Annotated in this window: 14 protein-coding genes; 11 read left to right on the forward strand and 3 right to left on the reverse strand. The window is 73.0% G+C overall.

Annotated features, from left to right (window positions below):
• The first annotated feature begins 247 nt into the window (after positions 1-247).
• From hpnC to ABT048_RS27685, 9 genes are all read left to right on the forward strand, one after another.
• Complete coding sequence (gene hpnC, locus ABT048_RS27645; RefSeq protein WP_350524225.1) at positions 248-1,195, forward strand: squalene synthase HpnC; 948 nt, start codon at positions 248-250, stop codon at positions 1,193-1,195.
• 41 nt (positions 1,196-1,236) lie between these two features.
• Entirely contained in the window at positions 1,237-2,094 is an 858-nt protein-coding gene (gene hpnD, locus ABT048_RS27650; RefSeq protein WP_350524277.1) for a presqualene diphosphate synthase HpnD, read from the forward strand.
• Positions 2,095-2,221: 127 nt separating this feature from the next.
• A complete protein-coding gene (gene hpnE / locus ABT048_RS27655) occupies positions 2,222-3,655 on the forward strand; it encodes a hydroxysqualene dehydroxylase HpnE (RefSeq protein WP_350524226.1) in 1,434 nt (477 codons plus the stop codon).
• A 233-nt stretch (positions 3,656-3,888) separates the two neighbouring features.
• Entirely contained in the window at positions 3,889-4,977 is a 1,089-nt protein-coding gene (locus tag ABT048_RS27660; RefSeq protein ID WP_396553413.1) for a polyprenyl synthetase family protein, read from the forward strand.
• A gap of 7 nt (positions 4,978-4,984) precedes the next feature.
• Positions 4,985-7,066, forward strand: a complete 2,082-nt coding sequence (gene shc, locus ABT048_RS27665) for a squalene--hopene cyclase (RefSeq protein WP_396553412.1) — start codon at positions 4,985-4,987, stop codon at positions 7,064-7,066.
• Positions 7,063-7,743: a 5'-methylthioadenosine/S-adenosylhomocysteine nucleosidase family protein gene (locus tag ABT048_RS27670; RefSeq protein ID WP_350524227.1), complete on the forward strand. Its 681-nt coding sequence runs from the start codon at positions 7,063-7,065 to the stop codon at positions 7,741-7,743. The genes shc and ABT048_RS27670 overlap by 4 nt, the downstream gene beginning before the upstream one ends.
• 2 nt (positions 7,744-7,745) lie before the next feature.
• Positions 7,746-8,774: an adenosyl-hopene transferase HpnH gene (gene hpnH, locus ABT048_RS27675; protein WP_350524228.1), complete on the forward strand. Its 1,029-nt coding sequence runs from the start codon at positions 7,746-7,748 to the stop codon at positions 8,772-8,774.
• A gap of 116 nt (positions 8,775-8,890) precedes the next feature.
• The gene (dxs, locus tag ABT048_RS27680) at positions 8,891-10,801 is read left to right on the forward strand and encodes a 1-deoxy-D-xylulose-5-phosphate synthase (protein WP_350524229.1); all 1,911 of its coding nucleotides are present in this window, start codon (positions 8,891-8,893) and stop codon (positions 10,799-10,801) included.
• Complete coding sequence (locus tag ABT048_RS27685; protein WP_350524230.1) at positions 10,791-12,191, forward strand: aspartate aminotransferase family protein; 1,401 nt, start codon at positions 10,791-10,793, stop codon at positions 12,189-12,191. Before dxs ends, ABT048_RS27685 begins: the two co-directional genes overlap by 11 nt.
• Before the next feature lie 112 nt (positions 12,192-12,303).
• Here ABT048_RS27685 and ABT048_RS27690 read toward each other — a convergent pair whose 3' ends face one another.
• Positions 12,304-12,576: a DUF6343 family protein gene (locus ABT048_RS27690; RefSeq protein WP_350524231.1), complete on the reverse strand. Its 273-nt coding sequence runs from the start codon at positions 12,574-12,576 to the stop codon at positions 12,304-12,306.
• Between the two features lie 77 nt (positions 12,577-12,653).
• Here ABT048_RS27690 and ABT048_RS27695 point away from each other — a divergent pair, with 77 nt between their 5' ends.
• Positions 12,654-12,872 (forward strand): I78 family peptidase inhibitor, encoded by a 219-nt coding sequence (locus ABT048_RS27695; protein ID WP_350524232.1) that lies wholly within the window; start codon positions 12,654-12,656, stop codon positions 12,870-12,872.
• A gap of 38 nt (positions 12,873-12,910) precedes the next feature.
• Here ABT048_RS27695 and ABT048_RS27700 read toward each other — a convergent pair whose 3' ends face one another.
• Complete coding sequence (locus ABT048_RS27700; protein WP_350524233.1) at positions 12,911-13,579, reverse strand: phosphatase PAP2 family protein; 669 nt, start codon at positions 13,577-13,579, stop codon at positions 12,911-12,913.
• Positions 13,580-13,993: 414 nt separating this feature from the next.
• Complete coding sequence (gene fabG / locus ABT048_RS27705) at positions 13,994-14,761, reverse strand: 3-oxoacyl-ACP reductase FabG (RefSeq protein WP_350524234.1); 768 nt, start codon at positions 14,759-14,761, stop codon at positions 13,994-13,996.
• A gap of 372 nt (positions 14,762-15,133) precedes the next feature.
• Between fabG and ABT048_RS27710 the strand changes: the two genes are divergently transcribed.
• Positions 15,134-16,030, forward strand: coding sequence for a MarR family winged helix-turn-helix transcriptional regulator (locus ABT048_RS27710; RefSeq protein ID WP_350524235.1), 897 nt, complete (start codon positions 15,134-15,136; stop codon positions 16,028-16,030).
• Positions 16,031-16,203 lie beyond the last annotated feature (173 nt).

The following is a 16,203-nucleotide window of genomic DNA, read 5'->3' on the forward strand; positions in this document are numbered from 1 at the left end:
ACCGGCCCTGCGGCGTGCCCCGCCGGTGCCCCGGGTGGCCGCCGCCGCGGGGGTGAGCGCCCCGGTCCGCGGGCGGGGCGCTCTTCTCCGGCGCGCCCCGGGGTGTCAGGCTGGTAGTCGCGGGGGCGCTGTGCCGTACGTGACGCCCGCGCTCGGACGCGTGTCCGAGTCGGGCCGGTGGTACCCAGCGGTGTAGAACGGGGGAGTGACAGCAGTGTCGGCTTCGGCCCAGCCCAGTGATACGCCGGTGAACCGTTCCGCAGGTCAGACCCTGGAGAAGGCGGGGGCCGAGAACTTCCCGGTCGCCCCGTTCTTCCTGCCCGCGGCCTGGCGCGACGACCTGATGGCGGTGTACGGCTTCGCCCGCCTCGTCGACGACGCCGGCGACGGCGACCTGGCCGACCCGGCCGCCACCGCCCGCGTGCTCGGGGTCGAGCGGATGCCCCCGGTCACCCCTTCGGAGCAGTCCGGCCCGCCGACCGCGCACGAGGTCGCCTTCCGCCTCGCCCTGCTCGACGGGCTGGAGCACGACCTCGACCGGGTCTTCGAGAAGGCGCTGCACCCCTCCGGCGCCGAGACCCCCCGCCACCCGCTGATGCGGGCCCTCGTCCCGCTGGTCGACCGGCACGGCCTGACCCCCGAGCCGTTCCGCCGTCTGATCGAGGCCAACCGGGTGGACCAGACCACCGCCCGCTACGCCACGTACGACGACCTGATCGGCTACTGCACCCTCTCCGCCGACCCCGTCGGCCGCCTCGTCCTGGCCATCGCGGGCGTCTCCACCCCCGAGCGGATCGAACTCTCCGACGCCGTCTGCAGCGCCCTCCAGGTGGTCGAACACCTGCAGGACGTGGCCGAGGACCTGCGCCACGGCCGGATCTACCTCCCCGCCGAGGACATGGAACGCTTCGGCGTGACCGAGGCCGACCTCGCCGCCCCCTCCGCCGACGGCGCGGTGCGGGAGCTGATCGCCTTCGAGGCGGAGCGGGCCCGCACCCTGCTCGATCACGGCGCACCATTGGTAGGTACGGTTCGGGGGAGGCTTCGACTGCTCCTGGCGGGATTCACCGCCGGCGGGTACGCGGCCCTGGCGGCCGTGGAGGACGCCGGGTACGACGTGCTCGCCCGGCAGGCGAAGCCGGACAAGCGCCGCCTCGCAGTGAAGGCGGCGGCCATCTTCGCGAAGGGAAGGTGAACGCCCGAGTGGCGGCATCACCACTGGCGTCGGCCCAGGTCATGGCGGCGTACCGGTACTGCGAGGCAGTCACCGGTCTGCAGGCGCGCAACTTCAGCTACGGCATCCGGCTGCTGCCCGAACCCAAGCGGCTGGCCATGTCGGCCCTGTACGCCCTGGCCCGCCGGGTGGACGACATCGGCGACGGCGACCTCCCGTCCGACCGGAAGGCCGAGGCGCTGCTGCGCACCCGGGAACTGGTGGACGAGGTCCGTTCCGGGGTGGTCGCCGAGGACGACACCGACCCGATCAAGGTCGCCCTGGCCGACACGGCCCGGCGCTTCCCGGTCCCGCTCGGCGGCTTCGACGAGCTGATCGACGGTGTCGAGATGGACCTCAAGGGCGCCGAGTACCAGACGTACGAGGAGCTGAAGGTCTACTGCCGCTGCGTCGCGGGGGCGATCGGCCGGCTCTCGCTGGGCGTCTACGGCTGCGACGACCCCGAGCTCGGGGCGCGCTACGCGGACACCCTGGGCTTGGCGCTGCAGCTCACCAACATCCTGCGCGACCTGCGCGAGGACGCCCTGAACGGCCGCACCTACCTGCCCACCGAGGACCTCGTCCGGTTCGGCTGCGAGCAGGGCTTCGCGCTGCCCAAGCCGCCGGTCGGCGCCGACTTCACCGGCCTGGTGGCCTTCGAGGCCGCCCGTGCCCAGGCCGCCTTCGAGGAGGGCCTGCGGCTGCTGCCGATGCTCGACCGCCGCAGCCGCGCCTGCACCGCCGCCATGGCCGGGATCTACCACCGGCTGCTCGGCCGGATCGCCGCCGATCCCGAGTCGGTGCTGCGCGGCCGGGTCTCGCTGCCGGGCTGGGAGAAGGCGTACGTGGCGCTTTCCGGGCTCGCCGGGGGGCGTTCTTGATTCTCGCCACCGTTCTGTCACGCTGTGTCAGCGGGGAATCACGTGCGGGCAGTTCCGTGTTGACCGAACGAGTACCGGCTTCAGCGACCGCCTCCCGGCGGTCCAGCGACTGCGAGGGGGAGGGCCGATGACCGGGCGAGCCGATGCCGCGCGCCCGGCCGCCATCGTGGTCGGCGGCGGTCTGGCCGGGATCACCGCGGCGCTGCGCCTGGCCGAGGCCGGTCACCGGGTCACCCTCGCCGAGGGCCGCCCCCGGCTCGGCGGCCTGGCGTTCTCCTTCCGGCGCGGCGAGCTCACCGTCGACAACGGCCAGCACGTCTACCTGCGCTGCTGCACCGCCTACCGCGGCCTGCTGGAGCGGCTCGCCGCCACCCGCCTGGTCCACCTGCAGGACCGCCTCGACGTCCCGGTGCTCTCCGTCACCGGCCCCGACGACGCCCCCGTGCGCACCCTCGGCCGGCTGCGGCGGGCCGGCCTGCCCGTCCCGCTGCACCTGGCCGCCAGCCTCGCCCGCTACCCGCACCTGTCCCCGGCCGACCGCGCCCGGGTGGTCCGCGGCGCGCTCGCGCTGAAGGGCCTGGACCTCGCCGACCCGGCGCTGGACCGGATCTCCTTCGGCGAGTGGCTGCGCGACAACGGGCAGAACGCCGCCACCCAGGCGGCCCTGTGGGACCTGGTCGGCGTCGCCACCCTGAACGGGCGGGCCGACCAGGTGTCGATGGCGCTCGCGGCGAAGGTGTTCCAGACCGGTCTGCTGTCCGACCCCGGCGCCGCCGACATCGGCATCGCCGCAGCCCCGCTGGGCGCGATCCACCACGACCGGGCGCTGGCCGAGCTGGAGCGCGCCGGCGTGACGGTGCTGCTGCGCGCCCGGGTGGCCGAGCTCAAGCCGGCCGCGCTGCAGCACGCCGTCCGTCTGGAGGGCGGTGAGCTGCTCACCGCCGACACCGTCGTCCTGGCCGGCGCCCAGGACAGCGCGGCCGCCCTGCTGCCGCCGAACGCCGTCCCGGGCCAGGAACGGCTCGCCGGGTTCGGCACCACGCCGATCCTCAACGTGCACGTGATCTACGACCGCAAACTGCTGCGCCGGCCGTTCTTCGCCGCTCTCGGCTCCCCGGTCCAGTGGGTCTTCGACCGCACCGCGCACTCCGGCCTGGCCGCCACCGAGCTCGGCCGGGCCCACCCGGGCGCCCAGTACCTGGCGCTCTCGCAGTCCGCCGTGCAGGACGAGATCGACCTGCCGGTGTCAGAGCTGCGCAGCCGCTACCTGCCCGAGCTGGAACGGCTGCTGCCGGCCGCGGCCGGCGCCCGGGTGCTCGACTTCTTCGTCACCCGCGAGCGCACCGCGACCTTCGACCCGGCTCCGGGCAGCGCAGCGCTGCGCCCGTCGGCCCGCACCGGGGTGCCCGGCCTGCTGCTGGCCGGCTCGTGGACGGCCACCGGCTGGCCCGCGACCATGGAGGGCGCCGTGCGCAGCGGCCACGCCGCCGCCGACGCCGCGCTCGCCGCCGCCGGCGCCAGGGTGCCGGTGGACCACGGCGACGGGAGGTGGCCCAGGTGACGGCGGGCCGCGCCGCCGGAGAGCCCGCCAGAGCCGACGGGCGTACCGTCGTGCGCATCGACGGAATCGGCGGAAGCGACGGAACCGGCGGAACAGGCGCCGTCGGCCGGAGCGGCCGGACCGGGGCCTCCGGCACCTGCGTCACCGCCACCGGCACCATACGAATCGACACCAGCCGCACCGACAGCACCCGGCCGCCCCGTGCGGTCGGGCACCAGGGAGAGGGAACGCACGTGGAGTCACGCACCGGCTTCGCCGTCGGAGGCACGGCGCACGCCGAACCGGTCTCGGTGCCGGAGCTGCTCGCTCGCAGCCGTACGCTCTGCACCCCGCCGCTACGGGCCGCCGTCGCCCGTTTGGCCGCACCGATGGACACCGTCGCGGCCTACCACTTCGGCTGGATCGACCGGGACGGCACACCGGTCACGGGCGACGGCGGCAAGGCCGTGCGCCCGGCGCTGGCCCTGCTGTCCGCGCAGGCCACCGGTGCGGCGGCCGAGGCGGGGGTGCCCGGCGGGGTCGCTGTTGAACTGGTGCACAACTTCTCCCTCCTTCATGATGATCTGATGGACGGTGACGAGACCCGACGGCACCGGGCGACCGCCTGGACGGTCTTCGGGCCGGCCCAGGCGATCCTGGTCGGCGACGCCCTGGCGACGCTCGGCACGGAGGTGCTGCTCGACGCCGCGGTGACGGGCGGCGCGAGCCCCACCGACGCCGCGCGGGCCGTCCGGCTGCTCACCACGGCGACCCGTCGGCTGATCGACGGCCAGGCCCGGGACGTCGCCTTCGAACAGCGCGACACCGTGACCGTCGCGGAGTGCCTGGAGATGGAGGGCGGAAAGACGGCGGCGCTGCTGGCCGCCGCCTCGGCGATCGGCGCCGTCCTGGCCGGGGCCGACGACAAGGTCTCCGACTCCCTCCAGCGCTACGGCCACCACCTGGGGCTGGCCTTCCAGGCGGTGGACGACCTGCTCGGCATCTGGGGCGCCACCGAGGTCACCGGCAAGCCGCACTGGGGAGACCTGCGCCAGCGCAAGAAGTCCCTGCCGGTCGCCGCCGCACTGGCCGAGGGCGGTCCGGCCTCGCGCCGGCTCGCCGAGCAGCTGGCCGACCCGAAGGGACGCGGGGAGGAGAGCGAGCCCGAGCTCGCCGCCCGGGCCGCGCTGATCGAGGAGGCCGGCGGCCGCGCCTGGACCCAGGAGGAGGCCCGCCGCCAGCACACGACTGCCCTCGCCGCCCTGGACGAGGTGCCCATGTCCGACGAGGTGCGCGAGCACTTCGTCGCACTCGCCGAATTCGTGGTGGTACGAGAGAGGTGACGTTACGTTGACAGCAACCGCGGACGGCCGGCTCGACCCTGAGTACGATCCCGAGCCGGTCGCGGTGGGCGACCGCCCCCCGGCCCTCCTGGGCACGGGGCGGTGGCAGCCCGAGGACGCCGACCAGCTCCGGCCGGCCGGTGAGGCGGACCTCCGACCGGCCGACGCGCGGGAGGCCCTGGCCCGCGCCACCACCCACCTGCTCTCCCTGCAGTCCTCCGAGGGCTGGTGGAAGGGTGACCTGGAAACCAACGTCACCATGGACGCCGAGGATTTACTGCTCCGCCAGTTCCTCGGGATCCGGACCGAGGAACAGACGAACGCCACCGCCGAGTGGATCCGCTCCCAGCAGCGTGAGGACGGCACCTGGTCCACCTTCCACGGCGGGCCGCCCGAACTGTCCACCACCGTCGAGGCCTACGTCGCGCTCAGACTGGCCGGCGACGACCCGACCGCCCCGCACATGGCGGCCGCCGCCCGCTACGTCCGCTCCGCGGGAGGCATCGCGGCCGCCCGGGTGTTCACCCGGATCTGGCTCGCGCTGTTCGGCTGGTGGCCCTGGGACCGCCTGCCCGAGATGCCGCCCGAGATCATCTTCCTGCCCAAGTGGCTGCCGCTGAACATCTACGCCTTCGGCTGCTGGGCCCGCCAGACCATCGTCCCGCTGACCGTCGTCTCGGCCCACCGGCCCGTCCGCCCGGCGCCCTTCCCGCTCACCGAGCTGCACACCGACCCGGACGATCCGTACCCCGAACGGCCGCTCGCCCCCGCCACCACCTGGGACGGCCTCTTCGAACGCCTCGACAAGGCGCTGCACGCCTACCACCGCCGGGCCTTCCGCCCGCTGCGCCGCCTGGCCGTGTCCCAGGCCTGCCGCTGGATCGTCGAACGGCAGGAGGCCGACGGCTGCTGGGGCGGCATCCAGCCCCCCGCCGTCTACTCGCTGATCGCCCTGCACCTGGAGGGCTACGAGCTGGAGCACCCGGTGGTGCAGGCCGGACTCTCCTCCTTCGACCGCTTCACCGTGCACACCGAGGACGGCAAGCGCTGGCTGGAGGCCTGCCAGTCCCCGGTGTGGGACACCTGCCTGGCCACCATCGCACTGGTCGACGCCGGGGTCCCCGCCGACCATCCGGCGCTGGTCTCCGCCGTCGACTGGATGCTCGGCGAGGAGATCCGCAAGCGCGGCGACTGGTCCGTCCAGCGGCCCGGGCTCCCCGCCGGCGGCTGGGCCTTCGAGTTCGAGAACGACACCTACCCCGACATCGACGACACCGCCGAGGTGGTCCTGGCGCTGCGCCGGGTGGCTCACCCCGACCCGGCCAAGGTCGACGCGGCGGTGGACCGCGGCGTGCTGTGGAACCTCGGCATGCAGTCCAAGAACGGCGCCTGGGGCGCCTTCGACGTCGACAACACCAGCACGCTGCCCAACAAGCTGCCGTTCTGCGACTTCGGCGAGGTGGTCGACCCGCCGTCCGCCGACGTCACCGCCCACGTGGTGGAGATGCTCGCGGAGACCGGCCGCGCCCGCGACCCCCGGACCCGGCGCGGCATCGAGTGGCTGCTGCGCAACCAGGAGGCGGACGGCTCCTGGTTCGGCCGCTGGGGCACCAACTACATCTACGGCACCGGCTCGGTGCTGCCCGCGCTGGTCGCGGCCGGCGTCCCGGACGAGCACCCGGCGATCCGCCGGGCGGTGCGCTGGCTGGAGGACCGGCAGAACACCGACGGCGGCTGGGGCGAGGACATGCGCTCCTACGACGACCCGGCGCGCTGGGCCGGCCGCGGCGACTCCACCGCCTCGCAGACCGCGTGGGCCCTGATGGCGCTGCTGGCCGCCGGCGAGGGGCCGGACGGCCGGGCCAACCCCGCGGTGGAGCGCGGCGTGGACTGGCTGGTGCGCACCCAGCTGCCCGAGGGCACCTGGGACGAGCCACAGTTCACCGGCACCGGCTTCCCCTGGGACTTCTCCATCAACTACCACCTGTACCGACTGGTCTTCCCGGTCACCGCGCTCGGCCGCTACCTCCACGGCAGCCCGGGCACCGGACGGACGACCGGGACCCCGACGATCGGGGCGGCGCGGTGACCACCGCCCCCCTGCTGGTGCTCTGCGCCCTGGGCCCCGAGGTCTGGGCCCTGCGCGGCGGCGACTGGCGCGGCGCGACCGGCGGACCCCCGGTGCTGGTGCGCACCGGCGTCGGCCGGCGGCGCGCCGGGCTGACCGTGCGACAGCTGCTCGGCCCCACCCCCGGCGGCTACGGCGCGGTCGTCGTGGCCGGCTTCGGCGCCGCGCTCGGACCCGGCGTGCAGCCGGGCGACGTCGTCGCGGCCGACGGCGTGCGCGACCCGGAGGGGCACCTCTACCCGGTCGGCTCCGGGCCGGAGCTCACCCGGGCGCTGAAGCAACGCGGCCTGACCGTGCACACCGGGGTGCACCACACCGCCGACCACGTGGTGCGCGGCATCGAGCGCCGGGCACTGCACCTGCAGGGCGCGCTCGCCGTCGACATGGAGGCCGCCGCCGTCCTGGCCGTGCTGCGGGAGGTGCGGCCCGCGCTGCCCGCGGCCGTCCTGCGGGTGGTGGTCGACACCCCCGAACACGAGCTGCTGCGCCCCGGCACCCTCCCGGCCGGGGTACGGGCCTGGCGGACCCTGCGGGCGACCGTCCCCGCCCTGGTCGACTGGTACCGCCAGGATCTCGCGCCCCGCCCCGCAGACCTGAACCACCCCACATCCTCGACGCTCCCCCAGGAGGCGAGCTAGCCATGGCCATGCCGTTGCGCCAGACCGTGCGGGTCGGCACCTACCTCATGCAGCAGAAACTGCTCAAGCGACGGGACAAGTTCCCGCTGATCGTGGAACTGGAACCGCTCTTCGCCTGCAACCTCGCCTGCGAGGGCTGCGGCAAGATCCAGCACCCGGCGGGCGTCCTGAAGCAGCGGATGCCCGTCGCCCAGGCGGTGGGTGCGGTCCTGGAGTCCGGTGCCCCGATGGTCTCGATCGCCGGCGGCGAGCCGCTGATGCACCCGCAGATCGACGAGATCGTCCGCCAGCTGGTCGAGCGGCGCAAGTACGTGTTCCTGTGCACCAACGCGCTGCTGATGCGCAAGAAGATGGACAAGTTCACGCCCTCGCCGTACTTCACCTTCGCCGTGCACATCGACGGCCTGCGCGAGCGGCACGACGAGTCGGTGGCCAAGGAGGGCACCTTCGACGAGGCGGTGGCGGCGATCAAGGAGGCCAAGCGGCGCGGCTTCCGGGTCACCACCAACAGCACCTTCTTCAACACCGACACCCCGCAGACCGTCATCGACGTCCTGGACTACCTCAACGACGAGCTGAAGGTGGACGAGATGATGATCTCGCCCGCCTACGCCTACGAGAAGGCCCCCGACCAGGAGCACTTCCTCGGCGTCGAGCAGACCCGGGAGCTGTTCCGCAAGGCCTTCGCCGGCGGCAACCGCAGGCGCTGGCGGCTCAACCACAGCCCGCTCTTCCTGGACTTCCTGGAGGGCAAGGCCGACTTCGAGTGCACCCCCTGGGGCATCCCCAACTACTCGCTGTTCGGCTGGCAGCGGCCCTGCTACCTGATGGCCGACGGCTACGTGCCGACCTACCGCGAACTGGTCGAGAAGACCGACTGGAGCAAGTACGGCCGCGGCAAGGACCCCCGCTGCGCCAACTGCATGGCGCACTGCGGTTACGAGCCGACGGCCGTCCTCGCGACCATGGGCTCGCTGCAGCAGTCGCTGCGCGCCATCACCGAGACCGTCAGCGGCAACAAGGGCCGCTGAGCCGGGAGTTGACCGCCAGGTCGGCACCCCGGCCCGGGCTCCCGAGCCCGGGCCGGCTCCGCCCCCAAGCCGGGGCGGAGGCACCACCGCACCGCTCCGAGTCGTGAGGTGTACCCATGTCACTGCTCTCCCGCGTCACGTCGCCGGCCGAGCTGCGCAAGCTACCGGCGGCCGAACTCCCACTGCTCGCCGACGAGATCCGCGACTTCCTGATCGACGCCGTCACCCGCACCGGCGGACACCTCGGGCCCAACCTCGGCGTGGTGGAGCTCACCATCGCGCTGCACCGGGTCTTCGACTCGCCGTACGACCGGATCGTGTTCGACACCGGCCACCAGAGCTACGTCCACAAACTCCTCACCGGCCGCCAGGACTTCACCCGGCTGCGGATGCGGGGCGGACTCTCCGGCTACCCCTCGCGCGGCGAGTCCGAGCACGACCTGGTCGAGAACTCGCACGCCTCCACCGCACTGTCCTACGCCGACGGCCTCGCCAAGGCCGCCCAGCTGCTCGGCCAGCACGACCGGCACACCGTCGCGGTGATCGGCGACGGCGCGCTCACCGGCGGGCTCGCCTGGGAGGCGCTCAACAACATCGCCGAAGCCCGCGAGCGGCCGCTGGTCATCGTCGTCAACGACAACGAGCGCTCCTACGCCAAGACCATCGGCGGCCTCGCCAACCACCTCGCCACCCTGCGCACCGCCCAGGGCTACGAGCGCGTCCTCGCCCTCGGCAAGGGGGCGCTGCAGCGCACCCCGCTGGTCGGCCAGCCGATCTTCGACGCGCTGCACGGCGCCAAGAAGGGCTTCAAGGACGCCTTCGCCCCACAGGGCATGTTCGAGGACCTCGGCCTCAAGTACCTCGGCCCGATCGACGGCCACGACCTGGGCGCGGTCGAACAGGCGCTGCGCCAGGCCCGCAACTTCGGCGGGCCGGTCATCGTGCACTGCCTGACCGTCAAGGGGCGCGGCTACCGGCCCGCCGAACAGGACGAGGCCGACCGCTTCCACGCCGTCAACCCGATCGACCCGTACACCTGCCTGCCGATCTCGCCCAGCGGTGGCGTCTCCTGGACCTCGGTGTTCGGCGAGGAACTGCTCGCGCTCGGCACCGAGCGGCCGGACCTGGTGGCGATCACCGCGGCCATGCTGCAGCCGGTGGGCCTGGCTCCGTTCGCCAAGGCGTACCCGGAGCGGACCTTCGACGTCGGGATCGCCGAGCAGCACGCCGTCACCAGCGCCGCGGGGCTGGCAACCGGCGGGCTGCACCCGGTGGTCGCGGTGTACGCCACCTTCCTCAACCGGGCCTTCGACCAGGTGCTGATGGACGTCGCCCTGCACAGGCTCGGCGTCACCTTCGTGCTCGACCGCTCCGGGGTGACCGGACCGGACGGCGCCTCGCACAACGGCATGTGGGACATGTCGATCCTGCAGGTCGTCCCGGGCCTGCGGCTCGCCGCGCCGCGCGACGCCGAACAACTGCGGGCGCAGCTGCGCGAGGCCGTCGAGGTCCGGGACGCGCCGACGGTCGTGCGCTTTCCGAAGGGGAACGTCGGCCCCGCCGTACCGGCTGTCGAGCGGACCGGCGGGGTGGACGTCCTGCTGCGCACCGGACGGCCGGCCGAGATCCTGCTGGTCGCCGTCGGCACCACCGCCCCGGCCTGCCTGGACGCCGCCCGGCTGCTGCTCGCCGAGGGCTTCACGGCGACCGTGGTCGACCCCCGCTGGGTCAAGCCGGTCGACCCGGCACTCCCCGAACTCGCCGCCGCCCACCGGCTGGTGGTCACCGTCGAGGACAACGGCAGGACCGGCGGGGTCGGTTCGGCGATCGCCCAGGCGCTGCGCGACGCCGACGTCGACGTACCGGTGCGGGTGCTCGGCCTGCCGCAGGAGTTCCTCGGGCACGCGTCGCGCGGAGAGATCCTGGAGGAGGCCGGGCTCACCGGGACCGGGGTCGCCGCCCAGGCCGCCGTCTTCGCCAAGAACCTGCTACCGACCCGAGGAGCGAACCCGCGCCATGCCGGCTGACCCAGACCGCCCCGCCTTCGACCTCGCCGCCCTCCTCGCCGAACGCGGCCGTGAGCGCTACGAGTTGAACAGCCGCTACCTCAACCCGCAGCTGTCCCGGATGCTCCACACCATCGGCTTCGACAAGTACTACGAGCGCGCCGAGGGCCCGTACTTCTACGACGCCGAAGGCAACGAGTACCTCGACATGCTGGCCGGCTTCGGCATCTTCGCCCTCGGCCGCCACCACCCGGTGGTGCGCTCGGCGATCCGGCAGGTGATGGACCTCGACCTGCCGGACCTGGTCCGCTTCGACTGCTCGCCCCTGCCCGGACTGCTGGCCGAGCGGCTGCTGTCGTACGCGCCCGGGCTGGACCGGGTGTTCTTCGGCAACAGCGGCACGGAAGCGGTGGAGACCGCGCTCAAGTTCGCCCGGTACGCCACCGGCCGCAAGCGCATCCTCTACGCCGACCACGCCTTCCACGGGCTGACCACCGGCTCGCTGTCGGTCAACGGGGAGAGCGGCTTCCGCAAGGGGTTCGACCCGCTGCTCCCGGACACCGCGATCCCGCTCGGCGATCTCGGGGCACTGGCCAAGGAGCTGAAGCGCGGCGACGTCGCGGGGCTGATCGTCGAGCCGATCCAGGGCAAGGGCGTCCAGGCGCCACCGCCCGGCTGGCTGCGTGCCGCCCAGGCGCTGCTGCACGAGCACAGGGCGCTGCTGATCTGCGACGAGGTGCAGACCGGGATCGGCCGCACCGGCGAGTTCTTCGCCTACCAGCACGAGGACGGCGTGCTGCCCGACCTGGTCTGCGCGGCGAAGGCGCTCTCCGGCGGGTACATCCCGGTCGGGGCGACGCTCGGCAAGGGCTGGATCTTCGAGAAGGTGTACTCCTCGATGGACCGGGTGCTGGTGCACTCGGCCAGCTTCGGGTCGAACGCCCAGGCCATGGCGGCCGGCCTGGCGACCCTGGAGGTGATGCGGGACGAGAAGGTGGTCGAGAACGCCCGCACGGTCGGCGACCTGTTCCGCGAGCGGCTGACCGCGCTGGTCGACCAGTACGAGCTGCTCGCCGAGGTGCGCGGGCGCGGGCTGATGATCGGCATCGAGTTCGGGCGGCCCAAGTCGCTCAAGCTGCGCACCGGGTGGACGGCCCTGCAGGCGGCACGCAAGGGACTGTTCGCACAGATGGTCGTGGTTCCGCTGCTGCAGCGGCACCGGATCCTGACCCAGGTGTCCGGGGACCACCTGGAAGTGATCAAGCTGATTCCGCCGCTGATCATCACCGAGCGGGACGTCGACCGGTTCATGACCGCCTTCACCGACATCATGGACGAGGCACACCGGGGGAGCGGTCTGATGTGGGACTTCGGGCGGACGCTGGTGAAGCAGGCGGTCGGCAGTCGCTGAGGCCCGGGGCGCGGCGGGCGGGAGCCGGGGGCGGTGCCGGCGGGAGCGCGGGGCGGACGCGAGGAGTGGGAAGTCGGCCGGGCCGACTTCCCACTCCATGGGAGACACCGCGTCAGAGCTCGGTCCGGCGGCGCCGGACCACCACCACGAGATCGACGACGGCGAACAGGGAGAGCAGGCCGCAGGCGATGGCGAAGCCGGTGAGCGTGCCCCGGCTGGGGGCGCCGTTGACGGGGGAAGTGGCCGCCCAGACGGCGAAGCCCACCGTGCCCAGGATGAACAGCGGCGTGAAGACCAGCGAGAGCAGGTAGCGGAGCTTGAGGTCGCTGCGGGCGGTGGCCGGCTCGGTGCCGCTGCGCCACCGTCGCGGGGTGGTGGTGCGCATGGGCGTTCACCTCCGGACCGCTCGGGTCGGGCTACGATTCCAGCGTACGTCCGAGGGAGCTGGCCGGGGGAGGCGCGATGTCGGGATCGGACGCGGTGGGGTCGGGAGCGGCCGGGGCGGACGCCGAGGGGTACGCGGGGCTGCGGGTCGAACGGGCCAAGGAGCTGGCCCGGCGGCACGGCTGGGCCTCGGTCCGGGTGCTGGAGCCGGGGGAGCTGATGACCATGGAGTACCGGCAGGGGCGCCTCAACCTGGCGGTGCGGGACGGCGTGGTCGAGCGGAGCTGGGAGGGGTAGCGGTCGCCTCCACCGCCTCCACCATGGGCTGACGGGGATCAGGCCCGGTAGCGGAGGACGCGGCGGCCGAAGCGGCGGTGCAGTCGCTGCTCGGCGACGGCGACCAGGGGCTCCAGCAGGGGCAGTGAGAGCAGGACGAGCAGTCCGGCGGCCCAGCCGGCCAGCACGTCGGTGACCCAGTGGGTGCCCAGGTAGACCGTGGTCAGGCCGATCGAGCAGGCGGTCGCGGCGGCGATCAGCGCGCCGGTGCGGCGCCAGCGGACCGCGAGGTAGGCGAGCACGCCCCAGGTGACCACGGCGTTGGCGGTGTGGCCGGACGGGAAGATGGTGCCGCCGGAGAAGAGCTCGGGCGAACCGACATACTGGGCGTAGTGCGGGCCGAGCCGCCCGGTGACGATCTTCACCGCGCCGACCGTGACATTGAGCAGCAGCAGCGCGACGGCCATGACCAGCAGCGGACGCAGCCGGCCGAGGCGGTGGGCGCGCCAGGCGAGCCAGGCGAAGGCGGCGATCGCCGAGGGACCGCGCTGCCCGGCGACCACCCAGGTGTCGAGCAGCGGCTCCAGCCTGGGCCACCGCTCGTACGGGCGCAGCAGGCGGACCGACCAGTCGAGGTCGACCAGGGCGGTGTTCAGCAGGACGCCGGCCAGTACCAGCAGGTAGACGACGAGGGTGGCGGCGAGCAGTGCGGCCTGCCGTCGGCTCATCGGGGGCCAGCCGGGCTCGCGGTGGCCGGGGCCGGCCGGGCCCCGGCGGTCGGGTCCGCGGCGGACGGGGACGACCCGGCCGTGGGCGCTGCCGGTGGTGGCGGGTCGTTCCCGGCCCGGCGTGACGACGTGGTGTTCCGACCGCGGTCGCGGGATGGGAGCGTGGGTACTTCTGGATTGCACGGGGTGACCTTACCCATCCGGACAGGGCCATTTCGGAGGGAATTGTCATTTTCCCGTGAAATCGACAATTGGGCCCGCCCCCGAGCAGTCCGGGAGTGATTCACGCTATTCAGGGATCGAATGCCCGTGTGGTCTTCGAATGATTCTGCAAAAGCCCCGGTAAAGGAAACGGAGCGGGAGGCCGGTCGGTCCGGCTTCCCACTCCGTGGTAACCCTGTGTAGGTTCCGTGCTCAGTCGAGGGGGCCGCCCGCGACGTAGATCACCTGTCCGGAGACGAAGCCGGCGCCCTCGCTCGCGAGGAACGAGATGGTGTGGGCGACGTCCTCAGGCAGACCGACCCGCTGGACCGGGATCTGAGAGGCCGCGGCCCGCTTGAAGTCTTCGAAGTCCATGCCGACGCGGGCGGCGGTGGCCGCGGTCATGTCCGTGGCGATGAAGCCGGGGGCGACCGCGTTGGCGGTGATGCCGAACTTGCCGAGCTCGATGGCCAAAGTCTTGGTGAAGCCCTGCAGGCCCGCCTTGGCGGCCGAGTAGTTGGCCTGGCCGCGATTGCCCTGGGCCGAGGAGGAGGACAGGTTGACGATGCGGCCGAAACCGGCGTCGACCATGTGCTTCTGCACTGCGCGGGTCATCAGGAAGGCGCCGCGGAGGTGAACGTTCATGACCGTGTCCCAGTCGGACTCGGACATCTTGAAGAGCAGGTTGTCGCGGAGTACGCCCGCGTTGTTGACCAGCACGACGGGGGCGCCGAGCTCGGCGACCACGCGGTCGACCGCGGCCTGGACCTGCTCGGCGTCCGAGACGTCGGCGCCGACGGCCAGCGCCTTGCCGCCGGCGGCGGTGATCCGGGCGACGGTGTCCTTGCCGGCCGCCTCGTCGAGGTCCAGGACGGCGACCGCGTAGCCGTCGGCGGCCAGCCGCTCGGCGGTGGCGGCACCCAGGCCGCGGGCGGCGCCGGTGACGACGGCGACCCGGGGGGCGGTGCTCTGCTCGGTCATGCTCGCTCTCGTCTCTCTCGGGGGTTCCTCCGGGGAGAGCCCCCGGAGAGGGTGGCCACACCCTACCGGCGAGTAGGGAAGGCGGCCAGAGCGGAGAGGCGCAGGTGACGGTCGGTAAGGACCGACCGGTCGGCTTTCTGCTGAGAACGGGTTACTGCAAGGGCGTGGCAGCGCGTAAATATGCCAATGTTGCCGAACCTGCGTCTACTATCCGCCCCTGCCTGCCAGCAAGGGCCCGCCGTTTGTATAGTGTCCGCCAGCAGCCACCGGCTGCACGGCTGGAGCGCCCTCCCTCATAGCTGGACGCCCACTCGCCGTTACTGCCCCACCCGGGTGTCCCACACACACCGGGTGTGACATCGGGACGGATACATGGTGCTGGGGGAGATCCCGACAACCCGCGTGTCCGCGCGACTGCAGCAGTCGCCCGGACACCTCATTCGTGTTGCACAGCAGGTTCACACCCGTCTGTGGTCCGAGCACGTCGGAGCCGATCTCACGGCTCCACAGTTCGCCGTGCTGCTGGTCCTGGCCCTCGAACCGGGTGCGGACCAGCGGACGGTCGGCGAGCGAGCCTCGCTGGACAAGGCCACGATGGCGGAGATGGTCGCGCGGCTGGTCCGCCGCGGCCTGGTGCTGCGCAGGCGTGACCCGGCCGACGGCCGGCGCAAGCTGCTCGCTCTCTCGCAGAGCGGCGCCCAGGCGGTGCGCGAGGCCACCGGTGGTGTGGTCCGCGTGCAGCGCGTCCTGTTCGAGCCGCTGACGGCGGAGGAGCAGGTCGAGATCGTCCGGGTGATGGCCAAGATAGCCAGGCTGGAGCCCGCGGCGGTCGCCGTCTTCACGGACGCGCGGCCGATACTGGACGCCCAGCGGGCGATCGGCTACCTGATCAGGGTGAGCCAGCAGGTGCACACCAAGCTCTGGTCGGAGCACGTCGGCGCCGAGCTGACGGCCCCGCAGTACGCGGTGCTGGACGCGCTGGAGCTGGAGCCGGGCGCCGACCAGCGCACGGTCGGCGAGCTGGCTTCGCTGGACAAGGCCACCATGGCCGAGATGGTGAGCCGGCTGGTGCGCCGCGGTCTGGTGCAGCGTCGGCGCGACCCCTCGGACGGACGGCGCAACCTGCTCTCGCTCTCACCGGCGGGACAGGACCTGCTGCACCGTTCGGCCGCCGGTGTGGCCGAGGTCCAGCGGCTGCTGCTGGCTCCGCTGGAGGAGGGTGAGCACGAGGCTGCACTCGCGCTCATCGGCAAGGCGGCCAGGTTCTAGACCAAGCTTTGGTAACAGCAGCCAAAACGATTCGCCAACGTACTGAGGGTCCCTGGCCTTCGGTTCCGTGAATCGCGCACACCGACGACCGCCCCCCCCCAACGGGGGGGGGGGGGGGGGGGGTGGGCGGGCGCCCCCCCCCCCGGGGGCCCCGCCCGGGGGCGGGGGGCCCC

The organism is Kitasatospora sp. NPDC096140, assembly GCF_040303045.1.
Taxonomy (GTDB): Bacteria; Actinomycetota; Actinomycetes; order Streptomycetales; family Streptomycetaceae; genus Kitasatospora.

Excerpts from the sequence above, each read along its gene's own strand:
- hpnD (WP_350524277.1), top strand. The coding sequence starts at position 1,237 with ATGGCGGCGTACCGGTACTGCGAGGCAGTCACCGGTCTGCAGGCGCGC.
- hpnE (WP_350524226.1), top strand. The coding sequence starts at position 2,222 with ATGACCGGGCGAGCCGATGCCGCGCGCCCGGCCGCCATCGTGGTCGGC.
- hpnH (WP_350524228.1), top strand. The coding sequence starts at position 7,746 with ATGGCCATGCCGTTGCGCCAGACCGTGCGGGTCGGCACCTACCTCATG.
- dxs (WP_350524229.1), top strand. The coding sequence starts at position 8,891 with ATGTCACTGCTCTCCCGCGTCACGTCGCCGGCCGAGCTGCGCAAGCTA.
- ABT048_RS27685 (WP_350524230.1), top strand. The coding sequence starts at position 10,791 with ATGCCGGCTGACCCAGACCGCCCCGCCTTCGACCTCGCCGCCCTCCTC.
- ABT048_RS27690 (WP_350524231.1), bottom strand. The coding sequence starts at position 12,576 with ATGCGCACCACCACCCCGCGACGGTGGCGCAGCGGCACCGAGCCGGCC.
- ABT048_RS27695 (WP_350524232.1), top strand. The coding sequence starts at position 12,654 with ATGTCGGGATCGGACGCGGTGGGGTCGGGAGCGGCCGGGGCGGACGCC.
- ABT048_RS27700 (WP_350524233.1), bottom strand. The coding sequence starts at position 13,579 with ATGAGCCGACGGCAGGCCGCACTGCTCGCCGCCACCCTCGTCGTCTAC.
- fabG (WP_350524234.1), bottom strand. The coding sequence starts at position 14,761 with ATGACCGAGCAGAGCACCGCCCCCCGGGTCGCCGTCGTCACCGGCGCC.
- ABT048_RS27710 (WP_350524235.1), top strand. The coding sequence starts at position 15,134 with ATGGTGCTGGGGGAGATCCCGACAACCCGCGTGTCCGCGCGACTGCAG.